Origin of the sequence: Sphingomonas kyungheensis, assembly GCF_037120395.1 — a bacterium.
GTDB lineage: Bacteria > Pseudomonadota > Alphaproteobacteria > Sphingomonadales > Sphingomonadaceae > Sphingomonas > Sphingomonas kyungheensis.
In genome coordinates this window covers 710983-736673 of record NZ_JBBBDM010000001.1, presented here as the reverse complement: position 1 = coordinate 736673, position 25691 = coordinate 710983, and the positions used below count along the sequence as shown (strand labels likewise).

Sequence of the window (25691 nt, the reverse complement as noted above, 5' to 3'; positions counted from 1 at the left end):
TACCGGGGAGGGTCATGAGTTGGTCGCGGGCAGCGGCGCGACACGGCGCGGCGCCCGGTTTTCGTCGGTGGCGACGAAGACGAAGCGCGCCTGCGTCACCTTGGTGGTGTCTTCGAGATGGCGGGCGCGGCGCCATGCCTCGACCTCGATCGTCATCGACGTATTGCCGACCGCGACGAGCCGCGCATAGACCGACACCTCGTCGCCGACGAGCACCGGCGCATGGAACTTCATCGCATCGCAGGCGATCGTCACCGCGCGGCCACCGGCATGGCGCGATGCGACCGAGCCGGCGGCCAGATCCATCTGCCCCATCAGCCAGCCGCCGAAGATGTCGCCATAGGGATTGGCGTCGGACGGCATCGCGGTGACGCGGATCGTCGGCGACCCTTGCGGAAGTCCGGTCAATTCTGCCTCCTGTCGATCGCCCGGGCACGACGCAGCGGGCCGATGCTCATCAGCACGCTCGCCACCATCGCCCCCGCGCCGCACCACCAGATCGTCTTATAGCCGAGCGGATAGGCCCAGGCGGCGACCCAGGTCAGCGCCGCGGCGGCGACGAGGCCGCCGACGAGGTAGAGCAGCTCGACCGTCGTCCGCGCCACGGCCGCCTCAGGCGAGCATGCCGAGCGGCCGCTCGACCAGCTCCTTGAACACCTTCATCAGTTCGGCGCCGTCGGCACCGTCGATCGCGCGATGATCGAAGCTGCCGGTCGCCGACATTACCGTCGCCACCGCGAGCTGGCCGTCGACGACATAGGGACGCTGCTCGCCCGCGCCGATCGCCATGATCATGCCCTGCGGCGGATTGATCACCGCCTCGAACTGCTTGATGCCGAACATGCCCATGTTGCTGATCGACGCGGTGCCGCCCTGGAATTCCTCGGGCTTCAGCTTGTTGTCGCGCGCGCGGCCGGCAAGGTCCTTCACCTCGGCCGAGATGGTCGACAGGCTCTTCGTATCGGCGCCGACGACGATCGGCGTGATCAGACCCGACGGGGTCGACACCGCGACCGAGATATCGGCGCGCTTGAAGCTGATCAGCTGGTCGGGGGTGAACATGACGTTGCACTTGGGCACCGCGATCAGCGCCTGCGCCAGCGCCTTGACCAGCATGTCGTTGACCGACAGCTTGACGCCGCGGCTCTCCAGCGCAGTGTTGAGCTCGCCGCGCAGCTTGAGCAGCGCGTCGAGCCGGATGTCCACCGTCAGGTAGATGTGCGGCACGGTCTGCTTCGATTCGGTCAGGCGGCGCGCGATCGTCTTGCGCATGTTGCTGAGCTTGGTCGCCTCGTGCGGGATGTCCGGCACGGCGGCGGGCTTGGCCGGCGCGGCAGCCGCGGGCGCGGCCGACGTGGCGGCCGGAGCGGGCGCAGCGGCAGCGGCAGCGGCAGCGGCGGGCTTGTGACCCTCGACGTCCGCCTTGACGATGCGGCCGTTGGGGCCGGAGCCGGTGACGCCGCTCAATGCGATGCCCTTGTCGGCGGCGATGCGGCGGGCGAGCGGGCTCGCCTTGACGCGGCCGCCATTCCCCTGCGGCGCGGCTGCGGGGGCGGCAGCAGCCGGAGCGGCACCGACGTCGGCGGGCTTGCCGTGATCCTCGGCCTGGGTGATCGTGCGATCGACCGGCTTGGCCTCGCTGCCCGTCTTGTTCGGATCGGTGGGATCGGGGCGACCCTTGAATTCGGGATCGGTCGGTTCGGGCGTCTCCGCCTTGGTCGGTGCCTGCACCGATGCGGCATCCTCACCCTCTTCGGCGAGGATCGCGATCACCGCGCCGACCTTCACATTGTCGGTGCCCTCGGCGATCAGGATCTTGGCGATCGTGCCCTCGTCGACCGCCTCGAACTCCATCGTCGCCTTGTCGGTTTCGATTTCGGCCATGATGTCGCCGGACTTGACGCTATCGCCTTCCTTGACGAGCCACTTGGCGAGCGTGCCCTCTTCCATCGTCGGCGACAGCGCGGGCATCTTGATCTCGATCGACATGCAGGTCCTCTTGCCTGGGGAGCAGGCCGCTCCCTTCGCGCCCTGAGCGCGGGGGGTCAAGTCTTGCGCGTGGATCGCTCCCACGGCACGTAGCGGAAAAGGGGCAAAATGATGCGTATCTACCTGGTCGTGGTCGATGAGAGCCCGGAAGCGGAGATCGCGCTGCGCTTCGCCGCCCGGCGCGCGGTGAAGACGGGCGGCGGCGTCGAGATCCTGACGCTGCTGCCGCCGCAGGAATTCATCGCCTTCGGCGGCGTGCAGGCGACGATCGAGGAGGAAGCGATGCAGCATGCCGAGGGGCTGGTCGCCGCCGCGGCGGGGACGCTGATCGAGGAATCGGGGCTGCGCCCGGCGATCACCGTGCGGCAGGGCGACGGCCCCAAGATCATCCGCGAGATGATCGCCGCCAATGCCAATATCGCCGCGCTGGTGCTCGGCGCCGCGCCGGCGGGGGCACCGGGCAAGCTGGTCAGCCATTTCGCCGGCTCCGATGCCGGCGCGCTGCCGGTGCCGGTGATGATCATTCCCGGCTCGCTCAGCCGCGAGGCGATCGACCGGTTGAGCTGATCCTGCGCTAAGCGCTTGAGCGCGTGCCGTTGTCGCGTCACACTAAGCCATGATCCTTGCCGCTTTGCTCGCCGCCGCCGTTGCCGGCCCCGCCCCCGTCCCTGCGCCCAGCCCGACACGCCTGAAGGCGAGCGTCAGCGCGCTGGTCGGCTTCGGCACCCGCCACACTTTGTCGTCGGCGACCGATCCCAAGCGCGGCATCGGCGCGGCGCGCACCTGGGCCGCCCAGCAATTCGCGGCGATCGGCCGCGACTGCGGCGGCTGCATCACCGTCGAGCGAATCAACCGCCGCTTCGACGGCCCGCGCGCGCCGAACGGCGTGATCGTCGAGGACGTGCTCGGCATCCAGCGCGGGCGCGACCCCAATCGCGTCATCATCATCGGCGGCCATATCGACAGCCGCGTCACCGACGTGATGGACGCGACCAGCGACGCGCCCGGCGCCAATGACGATGCCTCCGGCGTCGCGCTGGTGCTGGAGACCGCGCGGCTCCTGTCCAAGCGGCAATTCGACGCGACGATCATCTATGTCGCCTTCTCCGCCGAGGAACAGGGATTGTGGGGCGCCGAGCTGCTCGCCGACACCGCGGCGACGCGCGGCTGGCAGGTGACCGCGATGCTCAACAACGACATCGTCGGCAACAGCATCGGCCAGGGCGGCGTGCGCGACGCCGGCCGCGTGCGCGTCTTCTCCGAGGGCATCCGCGCATCCGAGGACCTGCCGCAGGCGATGCGCCGGCGCGGCGAAGGCGGCGAGGACGACGGCCCGAGCCGCGCGCTCGCCAAGACGATCGATACGATCGCCGACGGCATTCCCGGCGGCTTCGACGTGGTGATCGATCGCCGTCCCGACCGGTTCGGCCGCGGCGGCGACCACGAACCCTTCCTCAAGCGCGGCTATCCGGCGGTGCGCTTCTCGGTCGGTGCGGAAAACTGGGATGCGCAGCATCAGGATCTGCGCACCGACAAGGGCGTCGTCTATGGCGACACGATCGACCGGATGGACTTCGCCTATCTCGCCAAGGTCACCGCAATCAACGCCGCCACCGTCGCGCGACTCGCCGCCGCGCCGGCCGCACCGGCCAATGTCACCCTGGTCGGCGATCTCTCGCGCGACACGAAGGTGAGCTGGACGCCGGTGCCGGGCGCGTCGGGCTATCGCATCCGCTGGCGCGCCAACGACACCGCCGCCTGGGCGCACGCCCGCGACGTCAGCGGCACCAGCGCGACGATGGTGCAGACGCCGGTCGACGACACCTTCTTCGCGGTCTCGGCCTTGGCGGCGGACGGCAGCGAGAGCCTGCCGACCTTCGGCGGCCGCGCCTCGCGGCGGTAGGAGGCGGGCGGGCGTCGATGCTGTGGCCGGTTCCTGTCGAGAAACGGGCGCGCGGCATCGATGCCGCGGCACTCCCCCGTCGGCGACACCGTGTCCATGGATCCCGGCCTTCGCCGGGATGACGAATTTGGGGGGCGGCCCTTCCCACTTTCCTCGTCACCCCGGCGGAAGCCGGGATCCATGGTTACGGGGCGTACGTGGGGCGTACCGCCGTACGACACGGTATCGGCAGCCCGACAACCGACGAAGGACGGCAGCGGGAGCCCGCCGGCCTTCGACGAGCAAGCCCTCGCGTCGGTAGGAGTCGGGAACAGCCGTCGCCGTTGTGCCCCGGCCCTGTCGAGACGCGGCCCCGTGGCATCGATGCCGGCGCCCTCCCCCATCGGCGGCACCGTGTCCATGGATCCCGGCTTTCGCCGGGATGACGAATGGGGGGGGGCGGCCGGTCTCCACTCCCTCGTCATCCCGGCGGAAGCCGGGATCCATGGTTACGGGGCGTACGTGCAGCGCACCGCCGTTCGGCACGGCGTCATCGGCAGACCATGGACGGAAGAAGGACAGTGCCCCCCGCTCCTACCCCCCGCTCCTACTTCCCCCGCCCGAGCCATTCCTCGAGCGTCTCCGGCGGCTCCGCCCGTGCCGATGCGCGCGACGGTGTTGCGAATCCCTCGGTCAGCATCTTCGCCACGCGCCGGTCGCGCAGCGCGACCGAGCGTTCGCCGATCACCACCGCGATCAGCCGCCGGTTGCCGCGCTTGGCGGAGGCGGCGAGCGCGAAGCCGGCTTCGGCGGTATAGCCGGTCTTGATGCCGTCGGCGCCGGGATAGCTGCCGAGCAGATGGTTGTGATTCTGCACCCGTCGCCCCGCCCAGCTGAACGAGCGGGTCGCAAACGCCGCATAGCGCATCGGGTGGTCGCGCAGCAGCGCCATTGAGAGGCGTGCGATGTCCTGCGCGGTGGTGAGGTTGGCGCCGGGCAATCCGGTGGCGTTGGTGAACGACGTGTCCTGCAGGCCGAGCGCGCGCGCCTTCTGGGTCATCATCCGCGCGAAGCGATCCTCGGTCCCGCCGATCCGCTCGGCGAGCGCGACCGCGACGTCATTGGCGGAGATCACCGCCACCGCGCGGATCGCCTGTTCGACGGTCATCGTCGCGCCCGGCCGCATGCCCACCTTGGACGGCTGCATCGCCGCGGCATAGCGCGAGAAGCGCACCGGATCGCCGGGGTGGAGCGTGCCGGCATCGAGCGCGTCGAAGGTAAGGAACAGCGTCATCATCTTGGTCAGCGACGCCGGCCGCCGGACGATGCCGGCATTTTCGGCGAAGAGCACGCTGCCGTCGCGCGCATCGACCAGGATCGCCGAGACCGGCCGGGTCACCGCCGCCGCCGGCACCGCCGCCGCGATCCCGCCGCACAGCATCAGCGCGCCGCACCAGACATGAAGCGTGCGGCGCGTCACCATCGTCATGCCATACGCCTTACTGCGGCTCCTGATCGTTGGACGTCGCCGTATCGTCGCGCGCCGGCGGCGCGTCGCGGCTGACCCGCGCGGTCATGCCGGTCGCATCGGCATCGTCGAGCACCTGCGCGTCGGGCTTGATCGGCGCTTCGGGCGGCGGCGCGATCACCGCGGCGGCATTGGCGTCGGGCAAGGGCTCGGGCGCGACGGTCGGCGTCTCGATCGGCCCGACCTCGGTCGAGGCGTTGGTCATCGGCTGGTCGAGGCCGAGCGTATTGTCGTCCATCGGCCCTTCGGGATCGGGCTTGGAACAGGCAGCGAGCGCGAGCAGTCCGGCGGCCAGCGCCGTCCCCGTCATCGCCATCCTCATCGTCTTGGTGCGAACGCTCATCATATCCTCGTTATCGTGATGCCAGTGCCTGCCGCGCCGAGCGCGCCTCGATCTTCGCCGCCAGCGTGCCGTCCCAGCCATAGGGATCGTCGCGGAAGTTCATCTGGCCGCTGCCGCTGGCGAAGGCGGTCCAGTAGAGCAGATAGACCGAGACCGGTTTGGTCAGCCGCGCCCGCACGGTATCGCCCTTCGCCACCGCGGCGTCGATCGCCTCGGGCGTCCAGGTCGGATCGCCCTTGAGCAGCAATTGCGCAAGATCGGCGGGCTTCTCCAGCCGCACGCAGCCGTGGCTGGCGAGGCGGCTGAAGCTCGCGAACTTGGCGCGCGACGGCGTGTCGTGGAGATAGACCGAGAAGGCGTTGTCGAAGTCGAACTTGAAGCGGCCGAGCGCGCTCTGATCGCCCGCCACCTGTTGCAGGCGGGTGCCGTCGATGACGCGGAAGCCGTTGCGCTTGAAATAGCCGGGATCACGCTTCTGCTTCGGCCACAATTCCTTGGTGGCGATCGAGGTCGGCACGTTCCACGGCGGATTGATGACGATGCTGTGGATCGTCGACGACAGCATCGGCGTCTCGTCACCGGGGCGGCCGGTCACCGCGCGCATCGACATCACCGGCGCGTCGCCGTCGAACACGGTGAGCACCGCGGCGGCGATGTTCACCTGGATACGGTCCTTGGGCAGGTCCTGCGGCAGCCAGCGCCAGCGCTCCATATTGGCCATGATCTGCCGCACCCGCGCCGCGGTCGGCACGTTGAGCGCGGCGAGCGTCTGGGTCGAGACGGTGCCGGTCGGGTTGAGGCCATAGCGGCGCTGCGCCCGGCGGACCGCCTCGACCAGCGGCGCGTCGAAGGTCGTGCCGGTGGTGGCGACGTCCTTGTCCTCGACCGCGAGCCGCTCGCGCAACGCGACGACGCGCGCGCCGGTCGCACCGAAACCGAGATCCGGTCCGGCCGCCAGCATCGGCCAGCCACCCGAGGCGGCGATGCCGCGATAGCGATCGAGCCCCTGCTTCAGCCCGTCATAGCCCGCATAAGGCGGCGGCAGCGCCGCGAACCAGGCGGCGATCCGGTCACGCTTGACGGCATCGGCAAAGCCGGGGAGCGGATCGTAGACCGGCGGGCGCAGCCCCCAGTCGCGCTGGAAATCCGATTCGTCGAGCCGGCCGGCATGGACCGCGCGGGCATGGTCGAGCGCCTCGCGGACCAGCGCGTCCCGCGCCTCCGCGGTGGCGGCGGGCGGCGGGGTCAGCGCCAGACCCTGCGCCATCGTGTCCTTGCCGAGCAGCGCGGCGAGCTGCGTCGCCTGCGCCTCGGTCAGCGTCGGCAGCGGCACCGCGGGTGCCATCGGCACCGTCGCGGGCGCCGTCTGCGCCGGCACCGGCACGGCGACCGGCGGCGCGAGCTGCGCTGCGGCCGGCGCCACCGACGCCAGCCAGGTCGCCATCATCACCGTTGCTGTCGTTCGTCTCATCATCATCCCCCGGGCGGACGCCCTGAGTGGCGTCCGTCGCACCGTGCACCTCGCTCTAGGCTGAACGGACGGTCGCTGGCCACCGACAAGCGTCGGATTATTTACCATATGGTTATCCAGCGCTTAACTGTCACCGAGCGGTGGGCGGCATGACGCGATGGCGATCCCGTCGCCGCTCGTCGCTCGACCACGCTGCCTGCCGTCGCAGATCATCGCGACCTCGCGGATCCCCTCCCCAATTCCACCGAGGCGGTGGCCGGGGTCCGCGCTGGCGAAGCCTTGCTGGTCTTCGCTACTGCTTCCCCACTGGACCCCGGCCTCCGCTGGGGTGGTCGGCATTTGTCGAGAGGTTCCGCAAAGCCAATACCGATCGGCGCCAAGAAGATCACCGGGCTCTGCTTTTCCGAAAGTGCCGGAACAGACCTGCCACGCCAGTCGATCGCCCCCGGGACCGCGCCTCAATACCCTGCGTAGTCGCTGAACTTGGTGATCGTCGGATCGAACTTCATCACCACCTTGCCGGTCGAACCGTGGCGCTGCTTGGCGACGATCAGCTCCGCGAGGCCGTAGACGCGTTCCATGTCGCTCGCCCATTTGGCGTGATCCTCGAACACCTTGGCGTCGTCGCCTTCCATCGGCCGCTTCGGCTCGCGTTGCGCGGTGTAATAATCCTCGCGGAACACGAACCAGACCATGTCGGCGTCCTGCTCGATCGATCCCGATTCGCGCAGATCGGACAGCATCGGCCGTTTATCCTCGCGCTGCTCGACCGCACGGCTGAGCTGCGACAGCGCCAGCACCGGCACGTTCATGTCCTTCGCCAAAGTCTTCAGCCCGCGTGAGATTTCCGAAATCTCCTGGACGCGATTCTCCTTGCCGCCCTTGCCGCCGCTGGTCAGCAGCTGGAGGTAATCGACCACGACCAGTCCGATCTCGTTGTTGTGGCGGCGTTGCAGGCGGCGCACGCGGGTGTGGAGCGCGCTGATGCTGAGGCCGCCGGTATCGTCGATGAACAGCGGCAGCGTCTCGAGCTCCGCGGCGGCGGCGGCGAGCTGGCCGAACTCGGCCTTGCTGATCTTGCCCATACGCAGCGATTCGGAACTGATCCCCGATTGCTCGGCAAGGATACGTGTGGCGAGCTGGTCGGCGCTCATTTCGAGGCTGAAGAAGACGACCTTGGCGCCGACCGATTCGCTCGGCGGGATGCCGTCGGCCATGTCGCGCATCCAGCGCCGCGCCGCGTTGAAGGCGATGTTGGTGGCGAGCGAGGTCTTGCCCATGCCCGGTCGGCCGGCGAGGATCATCAGGTCGGAATGATGCATGCCGCCGATCTTGGCATTGACCGTGTCGAGCCCGGTGGTGACGCCCGACAGATGCCCGCCCGAATTGAGCGCGCGTTCGGCCATCTTGACCGCGGCGGTGGTCGCCTGCGCGAAGGTCTTGGTGGCATTCTCGGCACCGCCGTCGCCGGCGACCTTGTAGAGTTCCTCTTCAGCAAGCTCGATCTGCGCGCGTGGATTGACCTCTTCCGACGTATCCATCGCCCGCTCGACCAGCGTCCGGCCGACGTTGACCAGCGCACGCAGCATGGCGAGATCATAGATCTGCGTCGCGAACTGGCGCGCGCCGATCAGCCCGGCGCCCGATCCGGTCAGGCTGGCGAGATAGGCGGGGCCGCCCAGCTCGCGCATCCCCTCGTCCGCTTCGAACATCGGCCGCAACGTCACCGGCGTCGCGAGCATGTCGTTGACGCGCAGGGTCTTGATCGCGGCGAAGATGCGACCGTGGACGGGTTCGTAGAAATGCGTCGGTTCGAGCCGGTCGATCAGATCGTCGGCAAGCCGGTTGTCGATCATCATCGCGCCGAGCATCGCCGCTTCGGCTTCGACGTTACGGGGCAATTGCAGCGGCTCGGCGGGAGCCGCCGGAATCGGAAATGCGAGTGTGGCCATGCGCCGATCATACCCATGGCCGCGCCCGGCGGACAAACTCGTAATTGTCGTGACCGGCATCGGCCACTATCGGACGACGATGGCCGACCCGCGGATCATCGCCGTCACGCTCGACGAACGTAGCATCGGCTGGCGTTCGGCCGATATCGAGCAGGAGCGGCGGATCGCGATCTTCGACCTGCTCGAGGGCAACCGATTCGCGCCGCAGCGCGTCCATGCCGACCAATATGCCGGCCCCTACCGGATCACGCTCGAGTCGGCGGAAGGGCGGCTCGGCATCCACATCCACCGCGAGGACGATAGCCATCTGGAAACATTGGTCCTCGCGCTTGGCCGCTTCCGCCGCGCGATCAAGGACTATTTCGCGATTTGCGATAGCTACTATCAGGCGATACGCGCCTCTACCCCGCAACAGATCGAGACCGTCGATATGGCCCGTCGCGCCATCCACAATGAAGCCGCCGAGATGCTGCGCGAGCGGCTCGCCGGCAAGATCGAGGTCGATTTCGACACCGCGCGCCGGCTGTTCACGCTGATCTGCGTGCTGCATCTGCGCGGCTGATGATCGCCTTCTTCCTCAAGGCCGGCGGCGTGCTCGCCGCCGCGGGCGCGATCGGCATCGCCGGGTGGAGCTTCGCGACCAGCTGGCATCCCGCCGCCAGCCAATATCCGTTGCAGGGGCTCGACCTGCCCGAGAATCCCGGCGCGATCGAATGGGGGACGGTGCGCGCCCGCGGGGCCGACTTCGCCTATCTCGTCGCCACGTCGGGCGCGGACCGGCGCGATCCCGGATTCGAGCCGAACTGGGCCTCGATCCCGGACGCGGGGCTGCGGCGCGGCGCGGTGCACGTCTATTCTTTGTGCCAGCACGGCCGCGATCAGGCCAATGCCTTCAACGCCTTCGTCCCGCGCACCGCCGATGCGCTGCCGGTCGCGGTCGACGTCAGCTTCCACGACGATTGCACCGCCCGGCCCGAGCGCGCCGCGCTGATCGAAGAGCTCGGCGAATTCGTCCGGATGGTCGAGACGCACACGCGCAAGCCGGTGCTGCTGCGGCTGAGCAAGCCGGTCGAATCGGCCTATCAGATTTCCGCGGCGATCGACCGGCCGGTCTGGGCGGTCGCCAATCTCTTCCCCCCTGCCTATGCCGCGCGGCCATGGCGGATGTGGCGCGCGAGCGACATCCGCCGGATCGACGGCATTGAAGGCCCCGTCAATTGGGATGTCGTCGCACCATGACTGAAGTTTCCGGCACCGATATCGTCGACCGCGACGACGCCGTCCGCCTGATCGCCGCCGCCCGTGCCGCCGCCCGCCACGCGCATGCGCCCTATTCGCGATTCGCGGTCGGCGCGGCGCTGCTGATGCGCGACGGCAGCCTGATCACCGGCGCCAATGTCGAGAATGCGAGCTACGGCCTGTCGCTCTGCGCCGAGACGGTGGCGGTCGCCACCGCCAGCGCCGCCGGACGGCTGCGCGAGGTGGTCGCGGTCGGCGTGATCGGCGGCGCGATGGACGCCGCGGGGCAGGCGACCGGCACCACCCCCGTCTCCCCCTGCGGGCGCTGCCGGCAGGTGCTCAACGAGGCGGCGCAGCTCGGCGGCCGTGACCTCGCCGTCTATTGCGGGGCCGCGGAAGGCGATGCGATCGCGCGCTATCGCCTCTCCGAGCTGCTGCCGGACGCCTTCGGCCCCGCCGACCTCGGCATCCGCTAGGACGCCGCCGCCCTCAGCGGCAGTTGCAGCGCGGCGCGGGCCGCCAGACGCGACGCGTCTTGCTGCGCACCGCCGGCCGGCGCGTGTAGGTGACATGGTCCTCGAACGTCTCGGTGGTGGTCGTCGTCACCACCGGCGCGCTCTGGATCACCACTGTCGTCGAGGATGATGCCGGATAATAATAGCCGTCGCGATAATAGCCGCTGCCGCCGCTCGACGTCGTCACCGTCGTCGTGCCGTCGGACGAGCGCCACGACGATCCGCCCGGCGCATAGGCGACCGGCGGCGGGCCTTCGGGCGCCACCGGCACCTCATAGTCGTGGCGATAGGGTGCGGGCGGCGGCGGCGGCGGCGGCGCGCGGCGATTCCCGGCGCGATCGATCGCATAGCCCGCCGCCGCACCGACGCCGGCGCCGATCACCGTGCCGCCGAGCCGGTTGCCGCGCCCGGCGATGACGTTGCCGGCGACCCCGCCGACCGCCGCACCGGCGACCGCGCCGCCGACGCCGTTGCTGCGCCGGGGTGCGCGATCGTCATAGCGCGCCCGGTCGTCATAGCTGCGGTCGTCATAACCCCGATCGTCATAGCCCCGATCGTCGTAACCGCGATCGTCGTAACCGCGATGGTCGTAGCCGCCGTCGGCATAGACGCGATCGTCCTGGCCATAACCGACGCCGGTCCCATCCCAATCGACGCCGTCGCGCGTATCGAAGACCGAGCCGCGCGCATCGATCAGCACCGCATCGTCGTAATAGCGCACCCAGTTATAGCCGGGCATCGGTCGGCTGAGACCATAAGCCTGCCAGTCGGTGACGTAGAACCGCGGCGCGATCCAATAGCTCGGCAAGGCATAGCCGCGATACGGCCGGCGATAGGCGTGCCAGCCGCCGGGGGCGTTGGCTCCGCCCCACCAATGGCCGTCGACCTTGCTGCCCCACCGCATCGTCGCGGGGCGCGCGACCGGGGCCGGGCGCGCCACCGGGGCCGGGCGCGGGCCGCGCGGTGCCTGCCACGATTGCAGCCGCGTCGCGGGCGCGACGCCCGTCGGCGCAGGGTAGCTCGTGCCCGGCTGCACCATCGGCCCCGGCCCCGGCGTCACCACGCGTTGCGCTTCGGCACCGTGAACAGAGCCCAGCATCAGGCCGGCCGTCGCAATCCACCACGTCCGCATCGTCATCTCCCTGTCGCCGGTGCGCCGCCCCTCGCCCCGAAGCTTACCAAAATCTTAACGCACCGCCTATCATTTCGCCTCCGGACTCACCAGCATCGCCGCCGTCCCGTTTCGGATCAGCGCAGCCGCTCGGCCAGCAACGCCGCCAGCGATTCGCACCCCGCCGCATCCTCGGCGTCGAAGCGCGCCGGCACGGGACTGTCGAGATCGATCACGCCGATCAGCATGCCGTCGCGGACGATCGGCACGACCAGCTCCGACCGGCTCGCCGCATCGCAGGCGATATGGCCGGGAAAGGCGTGGACGTCCTCGACCAGCTGCGTCGTATGCGTCGCCGCCGCGGTGCCGCAAACCCCCTTGCCGAGCGGGATGCGGATGCACGCCGCCTTGCCCTGGAACGGCCCCAGCACCAGCTCATCCGCGACGAAGCGGTAGAAGCCCGCCCAGTTGAGATCGGGCAGATATTGCCACAGCAGCGCTGCGGCATTGGCCATGTTGGCGATCGCGTCAGGCTCGTCGGCGGTCAGCGCGTCGAGCGCCGCGCGGAGGTCACGGTAGAGATCGGCCTTGGCGCCGGCGGTGATGTCGAACTGGTACATGCCGCCGATGTAGGCGCGCCGATGCGGCGCGTCACCTCCGCTGCGCACGTCGCGCGGTCATCCGGCTAATCGAGCCGCACCCGCCCCCGCCCCGCCTTGATCGAGCTGCGGCCCTTCTTCTCGTCGACGCGGCGGGCCTTGGCGGTCTTGCTCGGCTTGGTCGGGCGGCGTTTCTTGGGGATGATCGTCGCTTCCTGGATCAGCGCGACCAGCCGTTCGCGCACCTCGCGGCGGTTGAGCTCCTGCGAGCGGTTGCTCTCGCCGCGCAGCGTCAGCACGCCCTCCTTGCTGAGCCGCGAACCGGCGAGCACGGTCAGCCGCTGCTTGACCAGATCGGGCAGATTGGGCGAGCCCCAGACGTCGAAGCGGAGCAGCACCGCGCTGTCGGTGGTGTTGACGTGCTGGCCGCCGGGCCCGGAGGCGCGGGTGAAGCTTTCCTCCACCTCGCGCTCGTCGATCGCGATCGATCGCGTCACCTGGATCAGCGGCATCGGCGTCGGGCTCAGGCGGCGGGCGGCGCCGGTGCGAGCTCCGGCCAGACGCCGAACCGCTCGGGCAGCGGCGCTTCGGCGGCGATCGGCTCCTTGCCCTCGCGCGGCACGGTGAGTGCGGCGGCGTGGAGCATCATCCCGCCCCGCTCGCCCGCACCGTAAACCGGATCGCCGATCACCGGCAGGCCGAGGCCGGTCGCGGCATGGACGCGGATCTGGTGCGTGCGGCCGGTCGCCGGGCGGAACTCGACGAGCGCGCGGCCGTCGCGTTCGGCGATCAGCCGCCACGCAGTCCGCGCCGCCTTGCCGTCGGGATCGGCGACGATCCGCCAGCCGGTCTCGCGCGTACTCACCTTGCCGAGCGCGAGGTCGATCACCCCCTCGCGCGCCGCCGGCACGCCGGCGAGGATGGCGAGATAGCGCTTCTCCACCGCGCCGCGCTCGAACGCCTGCTGGAAGCGCGCCTGCGCCTTGGGGTTGCGCGACAGCAGCAGGCAGCCGCTGGTGTCGCGATCGAGCCGGTGCACCGGCGTCGGCCAGCGCTGAAAGCCGAATTTCAGCGAATCGAGATGATTCTCCAGGCTGAGGGAGCCGTCGCGCGGCTTGTCGACCGGCAAGCCGGCAGGCTTGTCGATGACCAGAGCCTCGCCGTCGATGAACAATACGCGGTCGCCATGCATGAGAAACGCCTTGCCACTCCCTGCCCGTCCGCGCCAGAGGCGCGCGATGCGCCGCGCCGCTCTTCTGCTCGCCACGATGTCGCTCGCCACGCCGGCGACGGCTCAGGTCTGCGCGGGCGCCTCGGCGAGCATGGCGAGCGACGGGCGGGTCTACGGCCATCTGCCCTATGGCGACGCGCCGCCCGACGACCTCGTCGCCGCGCCGCCGGGCTTCGCGCTGCACGACTGCCAGTTGCGCCGCGACATGATCCCCGATCTCGAACGGCTGCTCGCCGCGGCGCGCGGCGATCCGGCGGTGATGGGCCAGTTGCGCGCGCTCTCCTGCCACCGGTCGATCCTGCGCCAGGCGAGCGTCTTCTGCCGCGATCATCCCGAGGCAGGCGGCCTCGGCGATGCGACGCGCGCGATCTCGGTCGCGCCGCCGGGGCATAGCGAACATGCCACCGGCTATGCGCTCGACTTTGCGGTGCGGCCCGCCAACGGCTGTCCCGACGCCGAAGGCTGTATGGCGGCGACGCCGGCCGCGCGCTGGCTGGTCGCCAATGCGCCGCGCTTCGGCTTCGAAATGTCCTTTCCCGGCGGCAACCGGCAGCACGTCAAATGGGAACCGTGGCACTGGCGGTGGGTTGGCACCAGCGCGACCGCGCCCGGTGCGGCCCGCGCGCGCTTCATCTTCGCCAAGGCGCGTGCGCAATTCCCGGCCGATCCGGCAGTCGACGGCGTGCGGACGATCGCACGGCTGTTGCCGTTGGTCGCGGTGTCGGTGCCGCCCTGGCCCGCGCCGACGCCGCGCAAGGGCAAGCGCCGCCGCTGAGCGGCTCTTGGGTAAACGCCGCCGATGGGCGGCACGGAGGGATTGATGTTCGTCGATTTCCGCGAAGTCCCGCCCCCGCCGCGCTGGGAGCCCGAACCTGCCCGCCGCCGCTTCACCCCGCGCCAGCGCAAGACGATGGAGATCGTCGTCGGCGTCAACCTCGTCATGCTGGTCTTCGCCCCGCTCGGCGGCGCCACGCTGGTGCAGGCCATCGTCGCCCTGTGGCGCTAGGCGGAGCTACTGGCGGACGTACCGGAAATACCACACCTCATGCCCCTGCCGGCGTGCCTTGCGCTCGTAGCGCGTCTCGGGCCAGTCGTCGGGGCGGGTGAGGAAATCGTGCGGCGTCGTGGCGGTCCAGACGAAGTCGCGGCGCTGGTTCATGATCATCATCGCCCAGCGGCAATAGGTCGGGTCGTCGGTGCCGAGCCGGAATTCGGCGCCCGGCTTGAGCTTGGCGGCGATCGCGTCGAGCGGGCCGTGGTTGACCATGCGGCGCTTGGCATGCCGCGCCTTGGGCCAGGGATCGGGGTGGAGCAGATAGACGCGCGACAGGCTCGCGTCGGGCAGCCGTTCGACGACGTCGAGCGCGTCGCCCATGTGCAGGCGGACGTTGGTCAGGTCGCCGTCGCGGATATGACCGAGCGCCCCGACGACGCCGTTGAGGAACGGCTCGCAGCCGATGAAGCCGGTGTCCGGACGCATCGCCGCCTGGCCGGCGAGATGCTCGCCCGCGCCGAAGCCGATCTCGAGTTCCAGCGGCCGGTCGTCGCCGAACAGCGTCGTCGCGTCGAGCGGCCCCGCCTCGGGCACGCTGAGCGGCGCCAGCGTCTCCTCGACGAGCGCCGCCTGGCCAAGGCGTAACTTGTGGCCCTGACGGCGGCCGTACAGGCGGCGGATGGTGGCGGGATCGTTCATGGCCGCGCGCCCTAGAACACAACGCCTTGCAGGGAAACGCCACAATCGCGCACGCGGTGGAGCAAAGCCGCCGGACGGAGTGTTGCACCGCTGATGGCCGACGATACACCCGATGACGATACGCTGAAGGCGGCAGACGCCAAGACGCTGCACAAGACGGTGCGCGAATCGGGAGAGGACGAGCTGCGTCGCCCGGCGATGCAATTGTTCTGGTCGGCGCTCGCCGCCGGCATCGCGATCAGCGTCTCGCTGCTGACCGAGGCGGCGCTGCATGCCGCGCTGCCCGATACACCGTGGCGCGAATTGGTTACCGGCTTCGGCTATCCGATCGGCTTCCTCGCGGTGATCCTCGGGCGGATGCAATTGTTTACCGAAAGCACGATCACCGCGATGCTGCCGCTGGTGACGCGGCCGTCGCGCTGGGCGCTGTGGCGGACGGTGCGGCTGTGGGGGATCGTCCTTTTCGCCAATCTCTGCGGCACCGCGATCGCCGGACTCGCCATCGCCCAAGGCGTGATCGGGAACGAGGAGATCCGCGCCGCGGCGCTGACCATCTCGTCGAGCATCACCGAACTGTCGGCGGGGCGGACCTTCGTCAATGCGATCCCGGCCGGCTTCATGATCGCGATCCTCGCCTGGGCGCTGCCCAATGCGCGCAGCCAGAGCGTGCTGGTGATCGTCGCCTTCACCTATCTGCTGGTCATCGCCGGCTTCAGCCATTCGATCGTCGGATCGAGCGAGGCGTTCCTGCTGATGTTCGCCGGCCGGATCGGCGTGGCGCAGACGCTGTTCGCGCTGATCGCGCCGGCGGTCCTCGGCAATCTCGTCGGCGGCGCCGGCATCTTTGCGGTGCTCGCGCACGGCCAGGTCCGCGGCGAAATGCCGCAGGAGGATGAGACGTGAACACGGCGCAGACGGCAGCGAAGCGGGTCGAGCAGGTCGACCGCCGGCTGACCCATGACGCGGCGGCCGGCAAGGACAGCGCGCCGGTGCAATGGGCCAGCTGGGTCGGCGAGATCGCCGATCAGCCGCAACTGATCACCGCCTCGATCGCGACGATCGCGGCGGGGGTGGTCGGCGGGCGCCGCGACCTGATGCGCGGCGGTGCCAGGATGCTCGCCGCGCACCTCGTCGCCACTGCGGCGAAGAGCGCGATCAAACATTCGATCGACCGGGCGCGCCCCAGAAAGGCGATCGACGAGGGCGACGATCGCTTCGAACCCGGCGACAGCGACGATCACCAGCTCAACTCCTTCCCGTCGGGCCATACCGCGGGCGCCGTGGCGGTGGCGCGGGCGGCGGCGCGCGAGATCGACGGTGCCGCCGCGCCGGCGGCGATCGGCGCGATCGCGGTGGCGGCGATCCAGCCGGTGGCGGGCAATCATTATCTCACCGACGTGCTCGTCGGCGGTGCGATCGGCTGGCTGTCGGAGGCGTTGGTCGACGCGGCGTTCAGACGGCTCGCCCCGCACGGCACGGACGAGCGGCTAGGACGTTAGCACAGGACCCATTGGGTTTTAGCTGTCCCTCATGCTAACGCCTCAATACGGAACCGTTATGACCATCCCGACCGAACCTCCCCGCGAAAAGCGCAACAGCGTCATCGTCCGCGCGCTCATCACCCCGCCCGGCGGCGCCAGCAGCGAACGGCGCGTCCGCAACCTGTCACGGTCGGGCGCCTGCGTCGATCATGACGGCGAACTGACCGCCGGGATGCGGATCGGTCTGGTGATGGGGCGGATCACCGATCTGGTCGGCGAAGTCGTCTGGGCGAAGGAGCGGCTCGCCGGCATTCGCTTCGAGGAGCCGGTCGATCTCGACGAAGCGCGCCAGCCGCGCGGTACGACAGCCCCGGCCAAGGCCGGGTGGATCGCCTCGATCAACGACGCCTATCGCCGCTGAGCAGACCACCTCCCGCGCCGGGCGCGGGAGGCGGCGTGATGCCAATCAGGCGACGGCGGCCTTGAGCCGGTCGACCAGATCGGTCTTTTCCCAGGTGAACAGGTCGCCTTCGGGCTCGCGACCGAAGTGGCCGTAGGCGGCCGACTTCACATAGATTGGTGCGTTGAGCTTGAGGTGCTGGCGGATGCCCTTGGGCGTCAGCCGGACGAGCTGCGGCAGCACCTGCTCCAGCTTCGCCTCGTCGACCGTGCCGGTGCCGTGCGTGTCGACATAGACCGACAGCGGCTCGGCGATGCCGATCGCATAGCTGAGCTGGATCGTGCAGCGCTTGGCAAGGCCCGCCGCGACGACGTTCTTGGCGAGGTAGCGCGCGACATAGGCGGCCGAGCGATCGACCTTGGTCGGATCCTTGCCGCTGAATGCGCCGCCGCCGTGCGGCGCGGCGCCGCCATAGGTGTCGACGATGATCTTGCGGCCGGTGACGCCCGCGTCGCCATCGGGACCGCCGATCTCGAACGCGCCGGTCGGGTTGATATAGACCTTGGTCTCGTCGGTCACGAAGCCCTCCGGCAGGGTGCTCTTGAGCACGCCGGTGACATACTCCTTCAGCACGTCGTACTTGGCGGCATCGGCATTGTCGCCCTGCAGGCAATAGCCCGCCTTGTGCTGCGTCGAGACGACGAGCGCGACCGCGCGCACCGGCACGCCATTCTCATATTGCAGCGTCACCTGGCTCTTGGCGTCGGGCTCAAGGAACGGCGCCTTGCCCGAATGACGGTCGGCCGCCATCGTCTCGAGGATCTTGTGGCTGTAATAGAGCGTCGCCGGCATCAGGCCGGGCGTCTCGTCGGTGGCGTAACCGAACATGATGCCCTGGTCGCCCGCGCCCTCGTCCTTGTTCGACCCCTCGTCGACGCCCATCGCGATCTCCGCCGACTGGCCGTGGAGATTGTTCTGGAAGTCGAAGGTTTCCCAGTGGAAGCCCGACTGTTCGTAGCCGATCCGCTTCACCGTCGCGCGCACCGCGGCCTCGATCTCGGCGAGCGCGCCGTCGGCCCAGGCGCCGTTCTCGTACACGCCCTTGCAGCGGATCTCGCCCGCCAGCACGACGAGGTTGGTGGTGGTCAGCGTCTCGCAGGCGATGCGCGCCTCCGGGTCCTTGGACAGGAACAGATCGACGATCGTGTCGCTGATCTGGTCGGCGACCTTGTCGGGATGGCCTTCGGAAACGGACTCGGACGTGAAGATATAGCTGCTGCGCATCACTGCCTCATAACGATATAAAGATGCCTTTATATGACCGCTCCTAACGCGCGGACCGTCGGATGGCAATCGCCGCCACCGCGAAGCCGAGCGCGACGATCAGTGCCGCCCAATTGCCCAATCGGCTGAACAGCGTGGGCGGCAAGGGCGCCGGCATCGGCAGCTCGATCGCCCCCGCCGTCTCATGCGGAACCGTGGCGAGCAGCCGCCCATCGGCGGCGATCACCGCCGAAATCCCGGTCGGAGTCGAGCGCACGATCGGCAGCCCCTCCTCGATCGCGCGCATCCGCGCCTGGGCGAGATGCTGCGGCGGCCCCCAGCGGCCGAACCAGGCGTCGGTCGACGGATTGAAGATGATCGCCGGTCGATGCGCCTCGTCCACCGTGCGGCCCGAGAAGATGATCTCGTAACAGATCTGGAAGCCGATCGCGCCGAAGCCGGGGATGACGAGCGTGCGCGGCCCTGGGCCGTCGTCAAAGTCGAAATCGCCCGGTACCAGCCGCGCGAGGCCGAGCGGCCTGAGCAGCCACGGTACCGGCAGATATTCGCCGAACGGCACCAGATGCGCCTTGTCGTAGCGGCCGACGATGCGCGCGCGCGCGTCGATGGCGAACACCGAATTGGACGCGCCGGCGACATCGCCCTTGGCGTCGAAGCGCAGCGGCGTGTGGCCGGTCATCAGCACGTCACGCGGGCCGAGCAGCCGCGCCAGCCGCCAGCGGTTGAACAGCGGACTCTGACCGAAATAGATCCAGCGCGGATAGCCGCTCTCCAGATAGTCGCGCATCACGCCTTCGGGCCACAGCACCAGCCGCGGCCGCGGCCCCGGCCGCCCCGACTGGCGGATCAGCGCGGCGAGCATCACCTCCTGGTCGCCCTCGCCGCGAGCGTCCTGCCCGATATTAGGCTGGACGACGCGCAACAATGGCGCGGAGCGCGGGGCCGGCGGCGCGTTGGTCCAGAGCGCCGAGACGGCGGCCAGCGTCAGCATCGCGGCGAGCGCGGCGGGCAGATGCCAGCGCCGCCGGGCGAGCAGCAGCAGCGACACCGCCGCCAGCACCGTCACCCCCGACAGGGCATAGGTGCCGATCCACGCCGACAGCCGCGCGACGCCGATCACCGGCAGCCAGATCACCGCGATCGGATCCCAGGCATAGCCGCTCATCAGCACCGAGCGCAGATATTCGGCGGCGATCCACGCGGCGGCGAAGACCAGCGCATAGCCGGCGTCGGGCGCGCCGCGCCGGCCCACCCGCCAGCTGACCCACGCCGCCGCCATCGGAAAGACCGCCAGATACAGCGCCAGCGCCACCGCGGCGAAATAGCCGAGCACCGGCGGCATCTTGTCCTGAAAGTCGAAGGCGTGCTGGAACCAGTTGTTGTTGATCGTGAAATGGCCGAGGCCCCAGCACCAGCCGAGCCACAGGGCGCGCCGCCCCGTCTCCGCGCGGTGCACCAGCGCGGCCAGCCCGGCGAGCCCCAGCAACGTCAGCGGCCAGAGCTGCAACGGCGCGAAACCCGTCGCGGCGATCGCACCGAGCAACAGGGCGGCAAGGGCAGGACGGCGGGTCAGGAAGCGCATGATCGCGCCTGTAGCGCGCAGCGGCGGCAAAGTCCTCCCCGCCCGCGTCTCAGCTGGTCCAGGCGGCGATATCGTCCTGCAGGCCGATCAGCGCGAGGCCGTGCGCGATCGACGTCAGCTCGCCGCCGGTGGCGATCCGCGCCGCGCCGAACCGTTCGGCGAACAGGCGGCGGATGCGCGGCGTCAGCGAGGTGCCGCCGGTCAGGAAGACGCGGTCGATCGCCGCCGCCGCTACCCCGGCACGCGACAAGGCCTCGTCGACCGCGGCGTCGATACGCGCGATATCCGGCGCGATCCACGTCTCGAACGCGTCGCGCGTCACCTCCGCGGCGATTCGGAGCCCGGCGCCTTCGAAGGTGAAGCGCGCCTGTTCGGCGCTCGACAACGCTCGCTTCACCGCACCGATCGCGTCGTAGAGGTGGTAGCCCAGTTCCTGTTCGATCACCGCGATCATCCGGCCGATCGCATCGGGATCGAGCGCGGCGCGGCGCAATTTGTCGAGTTCGGCGAGCGTCCGCCGATTGCGCATCAAGGCGAGGCGCGACCAGTCGGCGAAGTCGGCGAAATAGCCGGCGGGGATTTCGAGGATCTTGTCGAACGACCGGTAGCTGCCGCCCTTGCCGAGCAACGGCAGCACCAGCCGTTCGAGGATGCGCTGATCGAACCGGTCGCCGGCGATGCCGACCCCGGCGTGACCCAGCGGCACGCAGCGCCGCGCCGCACCCGGCACGTCGACGCGCACCACCGAGAAGTCGCTGGTGCCGCCGCCGAAATCGGCGACGAGGATGGTCGCCTGCTCGCTCAGCCGCGCCGCATAGCTGAACGCCGCGCCGAGCGGTTCGTAGACGTAATGCACCTCTGCACCGAGTGCGCCGAACACCTGATCGTAGCGCTGGCGTGCGAGCGCCTCGTCGGGGCGGCTGCCGGCATAAGCGACCGGCCGGCCGACGACGACGCGGGCGATCGGCCCATTGAGCCGCCCGCGCGCCCGTGCCCGCAATTTGGCGAGGAACAGCGCGCCGAGATCCTCGAAGCGCAGTCGCCGCTCGAAGACATTGGCATGATCGAAGCTCGCGCTGGCGGCGACCGACTTGAACGATTGCAGGAAGCGGCTGCCTTCCGGAAAGTCGAGATATTCGCGGATCGCCCACGGCCCCGCCTCCGACGCGAGGCCGCCGCGCACCTCCGCATCCTCCCAGAAGCACAGCGCCGAGCGGAACACCGGCTCCTCGCCATCGGGCGCGTCGAGCGGGACGAGGTCGGCGGCGGTGCCGGCCGCAATCGCCGCGACGGTGTTGGTGGTGCCGAAGTCGAGGCCGAGCGCAGGCAAGGGAACAGTCATCCCCGCGCCTCTGTCACGGCCGGCCGGGCCGCGGCAAGGATTAGCGGTGGCCTCCCCCGGCCCGCTCGCCTAATCGTGGCGCCATGACGCTGCGCCCCTTCCACCTCGCCTTTCCGGTCCACGATCTGGCTGCGGCCCGCGCCTTCTACGGCGGCGTGCTCGGCTGTCCGGAGGGGCGATCGAGCGACCAATGGATCGACTTCGATCTCTACGGTCATCAGATCGTCGCGCATCTCGATCCCGCCGCGCGCGCGGTGGCCCATGCCAACGAAGTCGACGGCCACCACGTCCCGGTGCCGCATTTCGGCGTCGTCCTGACCATGGCCGACTGGCGCAGCCTCAGCGAGCGCGTCGCCGCCGCGGGCGTGACCTTCGGCATCGCGCCGCACATCCGCTTTCCCGGCCAGGCGGGCGAGCAGGCGACCATGTTCTTTGCCGATCCATCGGGCAACGCGCTCGAGTTCAAGGCGTTCGGCGATGATGCGATGCTGTTCGCAACGAGCAAGGACCCGGCATGAGCGCGCCCATCGAAGTCAATATCCCCCATAGCCTCGGCAAGGCCGCGGTCCGCGACCGGCTTGACGGCGGCATCGGCAAGATCGGCCGGCTGATCCCCGGCGGCGCCGGCGTCGAGCATCGCTGGGAGGGGGATACGATGCATTTTACCGTGACCGCCATGGGTCAGGCGGTCGGCTGCCGCGCGACCGTGTCGGACAGCAACGTCCATGCGGTGGTCGACCTGCCCGGCTTTCTCGGCCTGTTCGCGGGCAAGATCCGCGACGTGATCCAGGCGGAGGGACCCAAGCTGCTGAAATAGGCTCCTCCCCGTGCCGGGGAGGAATAGCCCTTCACCCCATATGCTTCTTGTCGAGCTTCCGCGCCAACGTCCGCCGGTGCATGCCGAGCCGCCGCGCCGCTTCGGAGATGTTGAAGTCCACATCAGCGAGCGTCTGGTGGATATGCTCCCATTCCAGCGTTTTGATCGAGGTCGGCGGCGCTGCGGCGATCGTCGCGCCGGCATCGCCGTCGACGCGCGCGAACGCCGCCTCGATATCGTCGGTATTGGCGGGCTTGGTCAGGTAATTGGTCGCGCCGAGCTTGATCGCCTCGACCGCGGTGGCGATGCTGGCGAAGCCGGTCAGCACGACGATCCGCATCGCGGGATCGAGCGCATGCAGCGTCGCGACACAGCTCAGCCCCGACGCCCCGCCGAGCCGCAGGTCGACCACCGCATGGTCCGGCGCGAAGGCTGCGACCGTCGCCTCGATCCCCTCCGGACTGGGCAGCATCGTCACCGCATAGCCGCGCCGCTCGAACGACCGGCCGAGCGTACGCGCGAAATTGGCATCGTCCTCGACGATCAACAGCCGTCCGCTCATCGTGCCTCCTCCTCCAGCGCCAGCGCCGCGACCGGCAGCCGCAGCACCAGCTCCGCACCGCCGGCAACGTTCCGCGCAGTGAGCGTGCCGCCGAGCGTGCGCAGGACATTGGTGGCGAGGAACAGCCCCAGCCCCGCCCCGCGCCGGTCCTTGCTGGTGTTATAGGGGCGACCGATCCCGGCGAGCACGGCGGGCGAGAAGCCGCCGCCGTCGTCGCGCACGGTCAGCACGATCGTCGCCGCGTCGATCGCCGCGGTCAGCGTGATCTCGCCCGCGCCCGCCTCCGCGGCATTGTCGAACACATTGGTCAGCGCCTGGCCCAGCGCCTTGTCGGCGACGATCGCGCGATCCTCGCCGAGCCGGTCGTCATAGGTCACCCGCCCCGGCCACACCGCGACGAGGCCCGAGAGGAAACGGCGCAGGGTGGTCCGCTCGGGCGCCTCGCCGGTGACCTCGCCGGCGGCGAAGAGGATGCCGGAGACGATCGTCTTGCAGCGCAGCACCTCCGCCTGCATCTCGTCGACCTCGGCGGCGAGCCGCGCGTCGCCGCGGATCGCCGGCTCGCTGCGCCAGTCGCCGAGCAGCACGAGGATCGAGGCGAGCGGCGTGCCGAGCTCGTGCGCCGCACCGCTGGCGAGCAAACCCATGCGGACGATCTGGTCCTGCTCCGCCGCGCGCTGCCGCATCGTCGCGAGATGCGCGTCGCGGCTGCGCAGATTGGCGGCGATGCGCGTCACGAACAGCACCAGCAGGACCGCGGCGAGCACGAAATTCGCCCACAGCCCGACGATATAGACCGGCGACAGATGCGACGCGAACCACGGCGGCAGCGCCAGCGGCGGGCTGAGCCACGCGACCAGCCCGAGCGCGACCGAGGCGAGCCCGACCAGCACCCAGCTCGACCAGGCATGAAGCAGTACCGCGCCCATCACCACCTGAAGGAAGTAGAGCGAGATGAAGGGATTGGCCGGCCCGCCGCTGAGATACAATTGCGCCGACAGCGCGGCGACATCGCAGGCGAGCGAACCGAACAGCTGGAAATTGGTCACCGGCCAATGCGGATGGCCGAGCCAGGTCATGACGTTGAGCATGACCAGCGCGGCGAGCACCACCCCCATCGCCACCACCGGCAGATCGATGCCGAGCCCGTACCGGACGATGAGGATCGCCGCGAGCTGGCCGCCGACCGCCATCCAGCGCAGCAGCACGAGCAGCCGCATGTTGCGCGCCGCGGCATCCTCGGGCGCGGGCGGCGGCAGGCGGGGCGGCTGGGTCGACATGGGAGGAGTGTAGGCGGGTTTACGGCGGTGCGCCAATCGTGGCGACCGGGGCGATATCCGGCGAGACGCGCTGGCTTCGGTCGCTACCATGGCCCGCTCGAGCCTCGCGTTACGCCCCACCGTCATGCCGGGCTTGTTCCGGCATCCACCGTTCCGCGATCAGGCGCCGTCGATTTCGCGGCACCATGGACTCCGGAACAAATCCGGGGTGACGAGGCGTTCGAGGCGGCGGAGCGACTTCGGCCAAGTCTCAGCGCCGCCGTCCGGCCGCGGGACGAGCCGACGGCGACACGCCGTTCCCGACCTTCCAATCACCCCGGATCACGTCCGGGGCAACGAGGGTTGATCGGCGGCCCGCGTTTCCGCGCGCCGCCCTCACCTCACTTCAGCTTGGCGGCCGTCTCGGCGATGCGCTTGCCCTGATAGCGCGCGCCGTCGAGGTCGATCTGGCTCGGCTGGCGGCTGCCGTCGCCATCGGCGATCGTCGAGGCGCCATAAGGCGTGCCGCCATGGACTTCCTTGACCCCGCCCTGCGCCTGATAGCCGTAGTCGAGGCCGACGATGGTCATGCCATGATGCAGCAGGTTGGTGATGATCGAGAAGAGCGTCGTCTCCTGGCCGCCATGCTGGCTGGCGGTCGAGGTAAAGGCGCCGCCGACCTTGCCGATCAGGCCGCCGCGCATCCACAGCCCGCCGGTGGTATCCCAGAAGGCGGCCATCTGCGCCGGCATGCGGCCGTAGCGGGTCGGCGCGCCGACGATGATCGCGTCATAGTCGGCGAGCGCGTCGGGGCCTTCGATCAGCGGATGCGCGGTGTCGGTCTTGAAATGCGCGGCCTTGACCACCTCGTCGGGCGCGGTTTCGGCGACGCGGCGGATGTCGACCTCGGCACCGCCGGCGCGGGCGCCTTCGGCGACGGCATCGGCCATCTGCTCGATATGGCCGTAGGACGAATAATAAAGCACCAGAACCTTGGTCATCCAGACATCTCCGCGTTTCGTATCCGACCCTACATGGCCGCGCTGGCCCGATGGGTAAACCGGCGCGCTGGAAACCGTCCGTTTCCGCACCCGGTTCCCCGGCTCACCCGGTCAGCAGCGCGGCCAGCCGCGGGTCGCGCGGCACGAGGATGTCGAACAGCCCGAGCGCCACCAAAGCCGGCCGCGCCGCCAGCATCGCCGCTGCCGCCGCGGCGACCTGCTCCGGCGTCGCCTGCGCATCGAGCCACGTCCGCGCATTGGCGAGGAACGCCGCCACCGTACCCTTGCGCAGCATCATGCCGTCGCGTTCGACGAAACTGGCCTCGTCCGGCAGGATGTCTTCGGCACGCATGGCGTCTTCCTCTACTGGATGATCCTATTCTAGCGCGCAAATCGATGGAACGGCACCG

General features: G+C 69.6%; 31 protein-coding genes. 12 read left to right on the top strand and 19 right to left on the bottom strand.

Going from position 1 to position 25691, the window contains the following annotated elements:
* Positions 1 to 12: 12 nt before the first annotated feature.
* Genes V8201_RS03480 through V8201_RS03470 form a run of 3 tightly spaced genes read right to left on the bottom strand, consistent with a single transcriptional unit; the run spans position 13 to position 1989 of the window.
* The gene (locus V8201_RS03480) at positions 13 to 363 is read right to left on the bottom strand and encodes an acyl-CoA thioesterase (RefSeq protein WP_336544534.1); all 351 of its coding nucleotides are present in this window, start codon (positions 361 to 363) and stop codon (positions 13 to 15) included.
* A 41-nt stretch (positions 364 to 404) separates the two neighbouring features.
* Positions 405 to 605, bottom strand: a complete 201-nt coding sequence (locus V8201_RS03475) for a hypothetical protein (protein WP_037532819.1) — start codon at positions 603 to 605, stop codon at positions 405 to 407.
* Between the two features lie 7 nt (positions 606 to 612).
* On the bottom strand, positions 613 to 1989 hold the full coding sequence (locus V8201_RS03470; protein ID WP_336544482.1) for a pyruvate dehydrogenase complex dihydrolipoamide acetyltransferase: 1377 nt from the start codon (positions 1987 to 1989) through the stop codon (positions 613 to 615).
* A 111-nt stretch (positions 1990 to 2100) separates the two neighbouring features.
* On the opposite strand from V8201_RS03470, the gene V8201_RS03465 reads away from it, so the two are divergent.
* Together V8201_RS03465 and V8201_RS03460 are read left to right on the top strand one after the other, a co-directional pair.
* The gene (locus tag V8201_RS03465; RefSeq protein ID WP_037533255.1) at positions 2101 to 2556 is read left to right on the top strand and encodes a universal stress protein; all 456 of its coding nucleotides are present in this window, start codon (positions 2101 to 2103) and stop codon (positions 2554 to 2556) included.
* Positions 2557 to 2605: 49 nt separating this feature from the next.
* Positions 2606 to 3892: a M20/M25/M40 family metallo-hydrolase gene (locus V8201_RS03460; protein ID WP_037532814.1), complete on the top strand. Its 1287-nt coding sequence runs from the start codon at positions 2606 to 2608 to the stop codon at positions 3890 to 3892.
* Between the two features lie 586 nt (positions 3893 to 4478).
* Here V8201_RS03460 and V8201_RS03455 read toward each other — a convergent pair.
* The 4 genes from V8201_RS03455 to V8201_RS03440 all read right to left on the bottom strand — a co-directional run bounded on the left by V8201_RS03455 (position 4479) and on the right by V8201_RS03440 (position 9165).
* Positions 4479 to 5360: a D-alanyl-D-alanine carboxypeptidase family protein gene (locus tag V8201_RS03455; protein ID WP_081792957.1), complete on the bottom strand. Its 882-nt coding sequence runs from the start codon at positions 5358 to 5360 to the stop codon at positions 4479 to 4481.
* Between the two features lie 10 nt (positions 5361 to 5370).
* Positions 5371 to 5742, bottom strand: coding sequence for a hypothetical protein (locus V8201_RS03450; protein WP_235199675.1), 372 nt, complete (start codon positions 5740 to 5742; stop codon positions 5371 to 5373).
* A 10-nt stretch (positions 5743 to 5752) separates the two neighbouring features.
* Positions 5753 to 7213, bottom strand: coding sequence for a L,D-transpeptidase family protein (locus V8201_RS03445; RefSeq protein ID WP_373276447.1), 1461 nt, complete (start codon positions 7211 to 7213; stop codon positions 5753 to 5755).
* A 458-nt stretch (positions 7214 to 7671) separates the two neighbouring features.
* Entirely contained in the window at positions 7672 to 9165 is a 1494-nt protein-coding gene (locus V8201_RS03440) for a replicative DNA helicase (RefSeq protein ID WP_037532809.1), read from the bottom strand.
* A gap of 79 nt (positions 9166 to 9244) precedes the next feature.
* Here V8201_RS03440 and V8201_RS03435 point away from each other — a divergent pair, with 79 nt between their 5' ends.
* From V8201_RS03435 to V8201_RS03425, 3 genes are read left to right on the top strand one after another with little or no spacing between them, the layout of a single operon-like run.
* A complete protein-coding gene (locus V8201_RS03435) occupies positions 9245 to 9727 on the top strand; it encodes a UPF0262 family protein (protein WP_037533243.1) in 483 nt (160 codons plus the stop codon).
* Positions 9727 to 10404 (top strand): GH25 family lysozyme, encoded by a 678-nt coding sequence (locus V8201_RS03430; protein ID WP_336544481.1) that lies wholly within the window; start codon positions 9727 to 9729, stop codon positions 10402 to 10404. Before V8201_RS03435 ends, V8201_RS03430 begins: the two co-directional genes overlap by 1 nt.
* A complete protein-coding gene (locus tag V8201_RS03425) occupies positions 10401 to 10880 on the top strand; it encodes a cytidine deaminase (RefSeq protein ID WP_271299243.1) in 480 nt (159 codons plus the stop codon). The genes V8201_RS03430 and V8201_RS03425 overlap by 4 nt, the downstream gene beginning before the upstream one ends.
* 13 nt (positions 10881 to 10893) lie before the next feature.
* On the opposite strand, the gene V8201_RS03420 is transcribed toward V8201_RS03425, so the two are convergent.
* The 4 genes from V8201_RS03420 to V8201_RS03405 all read right to left on the bottom strand — a co-directional run bounded on the left by V8201_RS03420 (position 10894) and on the right by V8201_RS03405 (position 13821).
* Positions 10894 to 12051 carry an RcnB family protein gene (locus V8201_RS03420; RefSeq protein WP_336544480.1) on the bottom strand — a complete coding sequence of 386 codons (1158 nt, stop codon included), beginning with the start codon at positions 12049 to 12051 and terminating at the stop codon, positions 10894 to 10896.
* Between the two features lie 116 nt (positions 12052 to 12167).
* Entirely contained in the window at positions 12168 to 12650 is a 483-nt protein-coding gene (gene msrC / locus V8201_RS03415; protein WP_037533236.1) for a free L-methionine (R)-S-oxide reductase MsrC, read from the bottom strand.
* 65 nt (positions 12651 to 12715) lie between these two features.
* Positions 12716 to 13141 (bottom strand): alternative ribosome rescue aminoacyl-tRNA hydrolase ArfB, encoded by a 426-nt coding sequence (gene arfB / locus V8201_RS03410; RefSeq protein WP_037532802.1) that lies wholly within the window; start codon positions 13139 to 13141, stop codon positions 12716 to 12718.
* Positions 13142 to 13152: 11 nt separating this feature from the next.
* Positions 13153 to 13821: an RluA family pseudouridine synthase gene (locus V8201_RS03405; RefSeq protein WP_336544479.1), complete on the bottom strand. Its 669-nt coding sequence runs from the start codon at positions 13819 to 13821 to the stop codon at positions 13153 to 13155.
* Positions 13822 to 13867: 46 nt separating this feature from the next.
* Here V8201_RS03405 and V8201_RS03400 point away from each other — a divergent pair, with 46 nt between their 5' ends.
* Positions 13868 to 14635 carry a M15 family metallopeptidase gene (locus tag V8201_RS03400; RefSeq protein WP_037532799.1) on the top strand — a complete coding sequence of 256 codons (768 nt, stop codon included), beginning with the start codon at positions 13868 to 13870 and terminating at the stop codon, positions 14633 to 14635.
* A gap of 45 nt (positions 14636 to 14680) precedes the next feature.
* Complete coding sequence (locus V8201_RS03395; RefSeq protein ID WP_037532797.1) at positions 14681 to 14866, top strand: hypothetical protein; 186 nt, start codon at positions 14681 to 14683, stop codon at positions 14864 to 14866.
* A 6-nt stretch (positions 14867 to 14872) separates the two neighbouring features.
* Here the strand turns inward: V8201_RS03395 and trmB are convergent, their stop codons facing one another.
* Positions 14873 to 15553, bottom strand: coding sequence for a tRNA (guanine(46)-N(7))-methyltransferase TrmB (trmB, locus tag V8201_RS03390; RefSeq protein WP_336544478.1), 681 nt, complete (start codon positions 15551 to 15553; stop codon positions 14873 to 14875).
* A gap of 93 nt (positions 15554 to 15646) precedes the next feature.
* Here trmB and V8201_RS03385 point away from each other — a divergent pair, with 93 nt between their 5' ends.
* The 3 genes from V8201_RS03385 to V8201_RS03375 are packed head-to-tail and all read left to right on the top strand — an operon-like array spanning position 15647 to position 17455.
* Positions 15647 to 16456, top strand: coding sequence for a formate/nitrite transporter family protein (locus V8201_RS03385; RefSeq protein WP_037532792.1), 810 nt, complete (start codon positions 15647 to 15649; stop codon positions 16454 to 16456).
* A complete protein-coding gene (locus V8201_RS03380) occupies positions 16453 to 17052 on the top strand; it encodes a phosphatase PAP2 family protein (RefSeq protein WP_336544477.1) in 600 nt (199 codons plus the stop codon). Before V8201_RS03385 ends, V8201_RS03380 begins: the two co-directional genes overlap by 4 nt.
* A 58-nt stretch (positions 17053 to 17110) precedes the next feature.
* Positions 17111 to 17455, top strand: coding sequence for a PilZ domain-containing protein (locus V8201_RS03375; RefSeq protein ID WP_037532791.1), 345 nt, complete (start codon positions 17111 to 17113; stop codon positions 17453 to 17455).
* A gap of 45 nt (positions 17456 to 17500) precedes the next feature.
* Here V8201_RS03375 and metK read toward each other — a convergent pair whose 3' ends face one another.
* Genes metK through V8201_RS03360 form a run of 3 tightly spaced genes read right to left on the bottom strand, consistent with a single transcriptional unit; the run spans position 17501 to position 21642 of the window.
* On the bottom strand, positions 17501 to 18718 hold the full coding sequence (gene metK, locus V8201_RS03370) for a methionine adenosyltransferase (RefSeq protein ID WP_037532789.1): 1218 nt from the start codon (positions 18716 to 18718) through the stop codon (positions 17501 to 17503).
* Between the two features lie 43 nt (positions 18719 to 18761).
* Positions 18762 to 20300, bottom strand: coding sequence for an apolipoprotein N-acyltransferase (gene lnt, locus V8201_RS03365; RefSeq protein WP_336544476.1), 1539 nt, complete (start codon positions 20298 to 20300; stop codon positions 18762 to 18764).
* Between the two features lie 49 nt (positions 20301 to 20349).
* Complete coding sequence (locus V8201_RS03360; protein WP_336544475.1) at positions 20350 to 21642, bottom strand: Hsp70 family protein; 1293 nt, start codon at positions 21640 to 21642, stop codon at positions 20350 to 20352.
* An 83-nt stretch (positions 21643 to 21725) separates the two neighbouring features.
* Here V8201_RS03360 and V8201_RS03355 point away from each other — a divergent pair, with 83 nt between their 5' ends.
* A complete protein-coding gene (locus V8201_RS03355) occupies positions 21726 to 22160 on the top strand; it encodes a VOC family protein (RefSeq protein WP_037532784.1) in 435 nt (144 codons plus the stop codon).
* Positions 22157 to 22459 carry a polyhydroxyalkanoic acid system family protein gene (locus tag V8201_RS03350; RefSeq protein ID WP_336544474.1) on the top strand — a complete coding sequence of 101 codons (303 nt, stop codon included), beginning with the start codon at positions 22157 to 22159 and terminating at the stop codon, positions 22457 to 22459. The genes V8201_RS03355 and V8201_RS03350 overlap by 4 nt, the downstream gene beginning before the upstream one ends.
* Before the next feature lie 31 nt (positions 22460 to 22490).
* Here the strand turns inward: V8201_RS03350 and V8201_RS03345 are convergent, their stop codons facing one another.
* From V8201_RS03345 to V8201_RS03330, 4 genes are all read right to left on the bottom strand, one after another.
* Complete coding sequence (locus tag V8201_RS03345) at positions 22491 to 23021, bottom strand: response regulator transcription factor (RefSeq protein ID WP_037532777.1); 531 nt, start codon at positions 23019 to 23021, stop codon at positions 22491 to 22493.
* Positions 23018 to 24301 carry an ATP-binding protein gene (locus tag V8201_RS03340; protein WP_037532774.1) on the bottom strand — a complete coding sequence of 428 codons (1284 nt, stop codon included), beginning with the start codon at positions 24299 to 24301 and terminating at the stop codon, positions 23018 to 23020. The genes V8201_RS03345 and V8201_RS03340 overlap by 4 nt, the downstream gene beginning before the upstream one ends.
* Positions 24302 to 24681: 380 nt before the next feature.
* Positions 24682 to 25281, bottom strand: coding sequence for an NAD(P)H:quinone oxidoreductase (wrbA, locus tag V8201_RS03335; protein ID WP_037532772.1), 600 nt, complete (start codon positions 25279 to 25281; stop codon positions 24682 to 24684).
* Positions 25282 to 25384: 103 nt separating this feature from the next.
* On the bottom strand, positions 25385 to 25633 hold the full coding sequence (locus V8201_RS03330) for a hypothetical protein (RefSeq protein WP_271299253.1): 249 nt from the start codon (positions 25631 to 25633) through the stop codon (positions 25385 to 25387).
* Positions 25634 to 25691 lie beyond the last annotated feature (58 nt).

Excerpts from the sequence above, each read along its gene's own strand:
- V8201_RS03480 (WP_336544534.1), bottom strand. The coding sequence starts at position 363 with ATGCCGTCCGACGCCAATCCCTATGGCGACATCTTCGGCGGCTGGCTG.
- V8201_RS03470 (WP_336544482.1), bottom strand. The coding sequence starts at position 1,989 with ATGTCGATCGAGATCAAGATGCCCGCGCTGTCGCCGACGATGGAAGAG.
- V8201_RS03465 (WP_037533255.1), top strand. The coding sequence starts at position 2,101 with ATGCGTATCTACCTGGTCGTGGTCGATGAGAGCCCGGAAGCGGAGATC.
- V8201_RS03460 (WP_037532814.1), top strand. The coding sequence starts at position 2,606 with ATGATCCTTGCCGCTTTGCTCGCCGCCGCCGTTGCCGGCCCCGCCCCC.
- V8201_RS03455 (WP_081792957.1), bottom strand. The coding sequence starts at position 5,360 with ATGACGATGGTGACGCGCCGCACGCTTCATGTCTGGTGCGGCGCGCTG.
- V8201_RS03450 (WP_235199675.1), bottom strand. The coding sequence starts at position 5,742 with ATGAGCGTTCGCACCAAGACGATGAGGATGGCGATGACGGGGACGGCG.
- V8201_RS03445 (WP_373276447.1), bottom strand. The coding sequence starts at position 7,213 with ATGAGACGAACGACAGCAACGGTGATGATGGCGACCTGGCTGGCGTCG.
- V8201_RS03440 (WP_037532809.1), bottom strand. The coding sequence starts at position 9,165 with ATGGCCACACTCGCATTTCCGATTCCGGCGGCTCCCGCCGAGCCGCTG.
- V8201_RS03435 (WP_037533243.1), top strand. The coding sequence starts at position 9,245 with ATGGCCGACCCGCGGATCATCGCCGTCACGCTCGACGAACGTAGCATC.
- V8201_RS03430 (WP_336544481.1), top strand. The coding sequence starts at position 9,727 with ATGATCGCCTTCTTCCTCAAGGCCGGCGGCGTGCTCGCCGCCGCGGGC.
- V8201_RS03425 (WP_271299243.1), top strand. The coding sequence starts at position 10,401 with ATGACTGAAGTTTCCGGCACCGATATCGTCGACCGCGACGACGCCGTC.
- V8201_RS03420 (WP_336544480.1), bottom strand. The coding sequence starts at position 12,051 with ATGCGGACGTGGTGGATTGCGACGGCCGGCCTGATGCTGGGCTCTGTT.
- msrC (WP_037533236.1), bottom strand. The coding sequence starts at position 12,650 with ATGTACCAGTTCGACATCACCGCCGGCGCCAAGGCCGATCTCTACCGT.
- arfB (WP_037532802.1), bottom strand. The coding sequence starts at position 13,141 with ATGCCGCTGATCCAGGTGACGCGATCGATCGCGATCGACGAGCGCGAG.
- V8201_RS03405 (WP_336544479.1), bottom strand. The coding sequence starts at position 13,821 with ATGCATGGCGACCGCGTATTGTTCATCGACGGCGAGGCTCTGGTCATC.
- V8201_RS03400 (WP_037532799.1), top strand. The coding sequence starts at position 13,868 with ATGCGCCGCGCCGCTCTTCTGCTCGCCACGATGTCGCTCGCCACGCCG.
- V8201_RS03395 (WP_037532797.1), top strand. The coding sequence starts at position 14,681 with ATGTTCGTCGATTTCCGCGAAGTCCCGCCCCCGCCGCGCTGGGAGCCC.
- trmB (WP_336544478.1), bottom strand. The coding sequence starts at position 15,553 with ATGAACGATCCCGCCACCATCCGCCGCCTGTACGGCCGCCGTCAGGGC.
- V8201_RS03385 (WP_037532792.1), top strand. The coding sequence starts at position 15,647 with ATGGCCGACGATACACCCGATGACGATACGCTGAAGGCGGCAGACGCC.
- V8201_RS03375 (WP_037532791.1), top strand. The coding sequence starts at position 17,111 with ATGACCATCCCGACCGAACCTCCCCGCGAAAAGCGCAACAGCGTCATC.
- metK (WP_037532789.1), bottom strand. The coding sequence starts at position 18,718 with ATGCGCAGCAGCTATATCTTCACGTCCGAGTCCGTTTCCGAAGGCCAT.
- lnt (WP_336544476.1), bottom strand. The coding sequence starts at position 20,300 with ATGCGCTTCCTGACCCGCCGTCCTGCCCTTGCCGCCCTGTTGCTCGGT.
- V8201_RS03360 (WP_336544475.1), bottom strand. The coding sequence starts at position 21,642 with ATGACTGTTCCCTTGCCTGCGCTCGGCCTCGACTTCGGCACCACCAAC.
- V8201_RS03355 (WP_037532784.1), top strand. The coding sequence starts at position 21,726 with ATGACGCTGCGCCCCTTCCACCTCGCCTTTCCGGTCCACGATCTGGCT.
- V8201_RS03350 (WP_336544474.1), top strand. The coding sequence starts at position 22,157 with ATGAGCGCGCCCATCGAAGTCAATATCCCCCATAGCCTCGGCAAGGCC.
- V8201_RS03345 (WP_037532777.1), bottom strand. The coding sequence starts at position 23,021 with ATGAGCGGACGGCTGTTGATCGTCGAGGACGATGCCAATTTCGCGCGT.
- V8201_RS03340 (WP_037532774.1), bottom strand. The coding sequence starts at position 24,301 with ATGTCGACCCAGCCGCCCCGCCTGCCGCCGCCCGCGCCCGAGGATGCC.
- wrbA (WP_037532772.1), bottom strand. The coding sequence starts at position 25,281 with ATGACCAAGGTTCTGGTGCTTTATTATTCGTCCTACGGCCATATCGAG.
- V8201_RS03330 (WP_271299253.1), bottom strand. The coding sequence starts at position 25,633 with ATGCGTGCCGAAGACATCCTGCCGGACGAGGCCAGTTTCGTCGAACGC.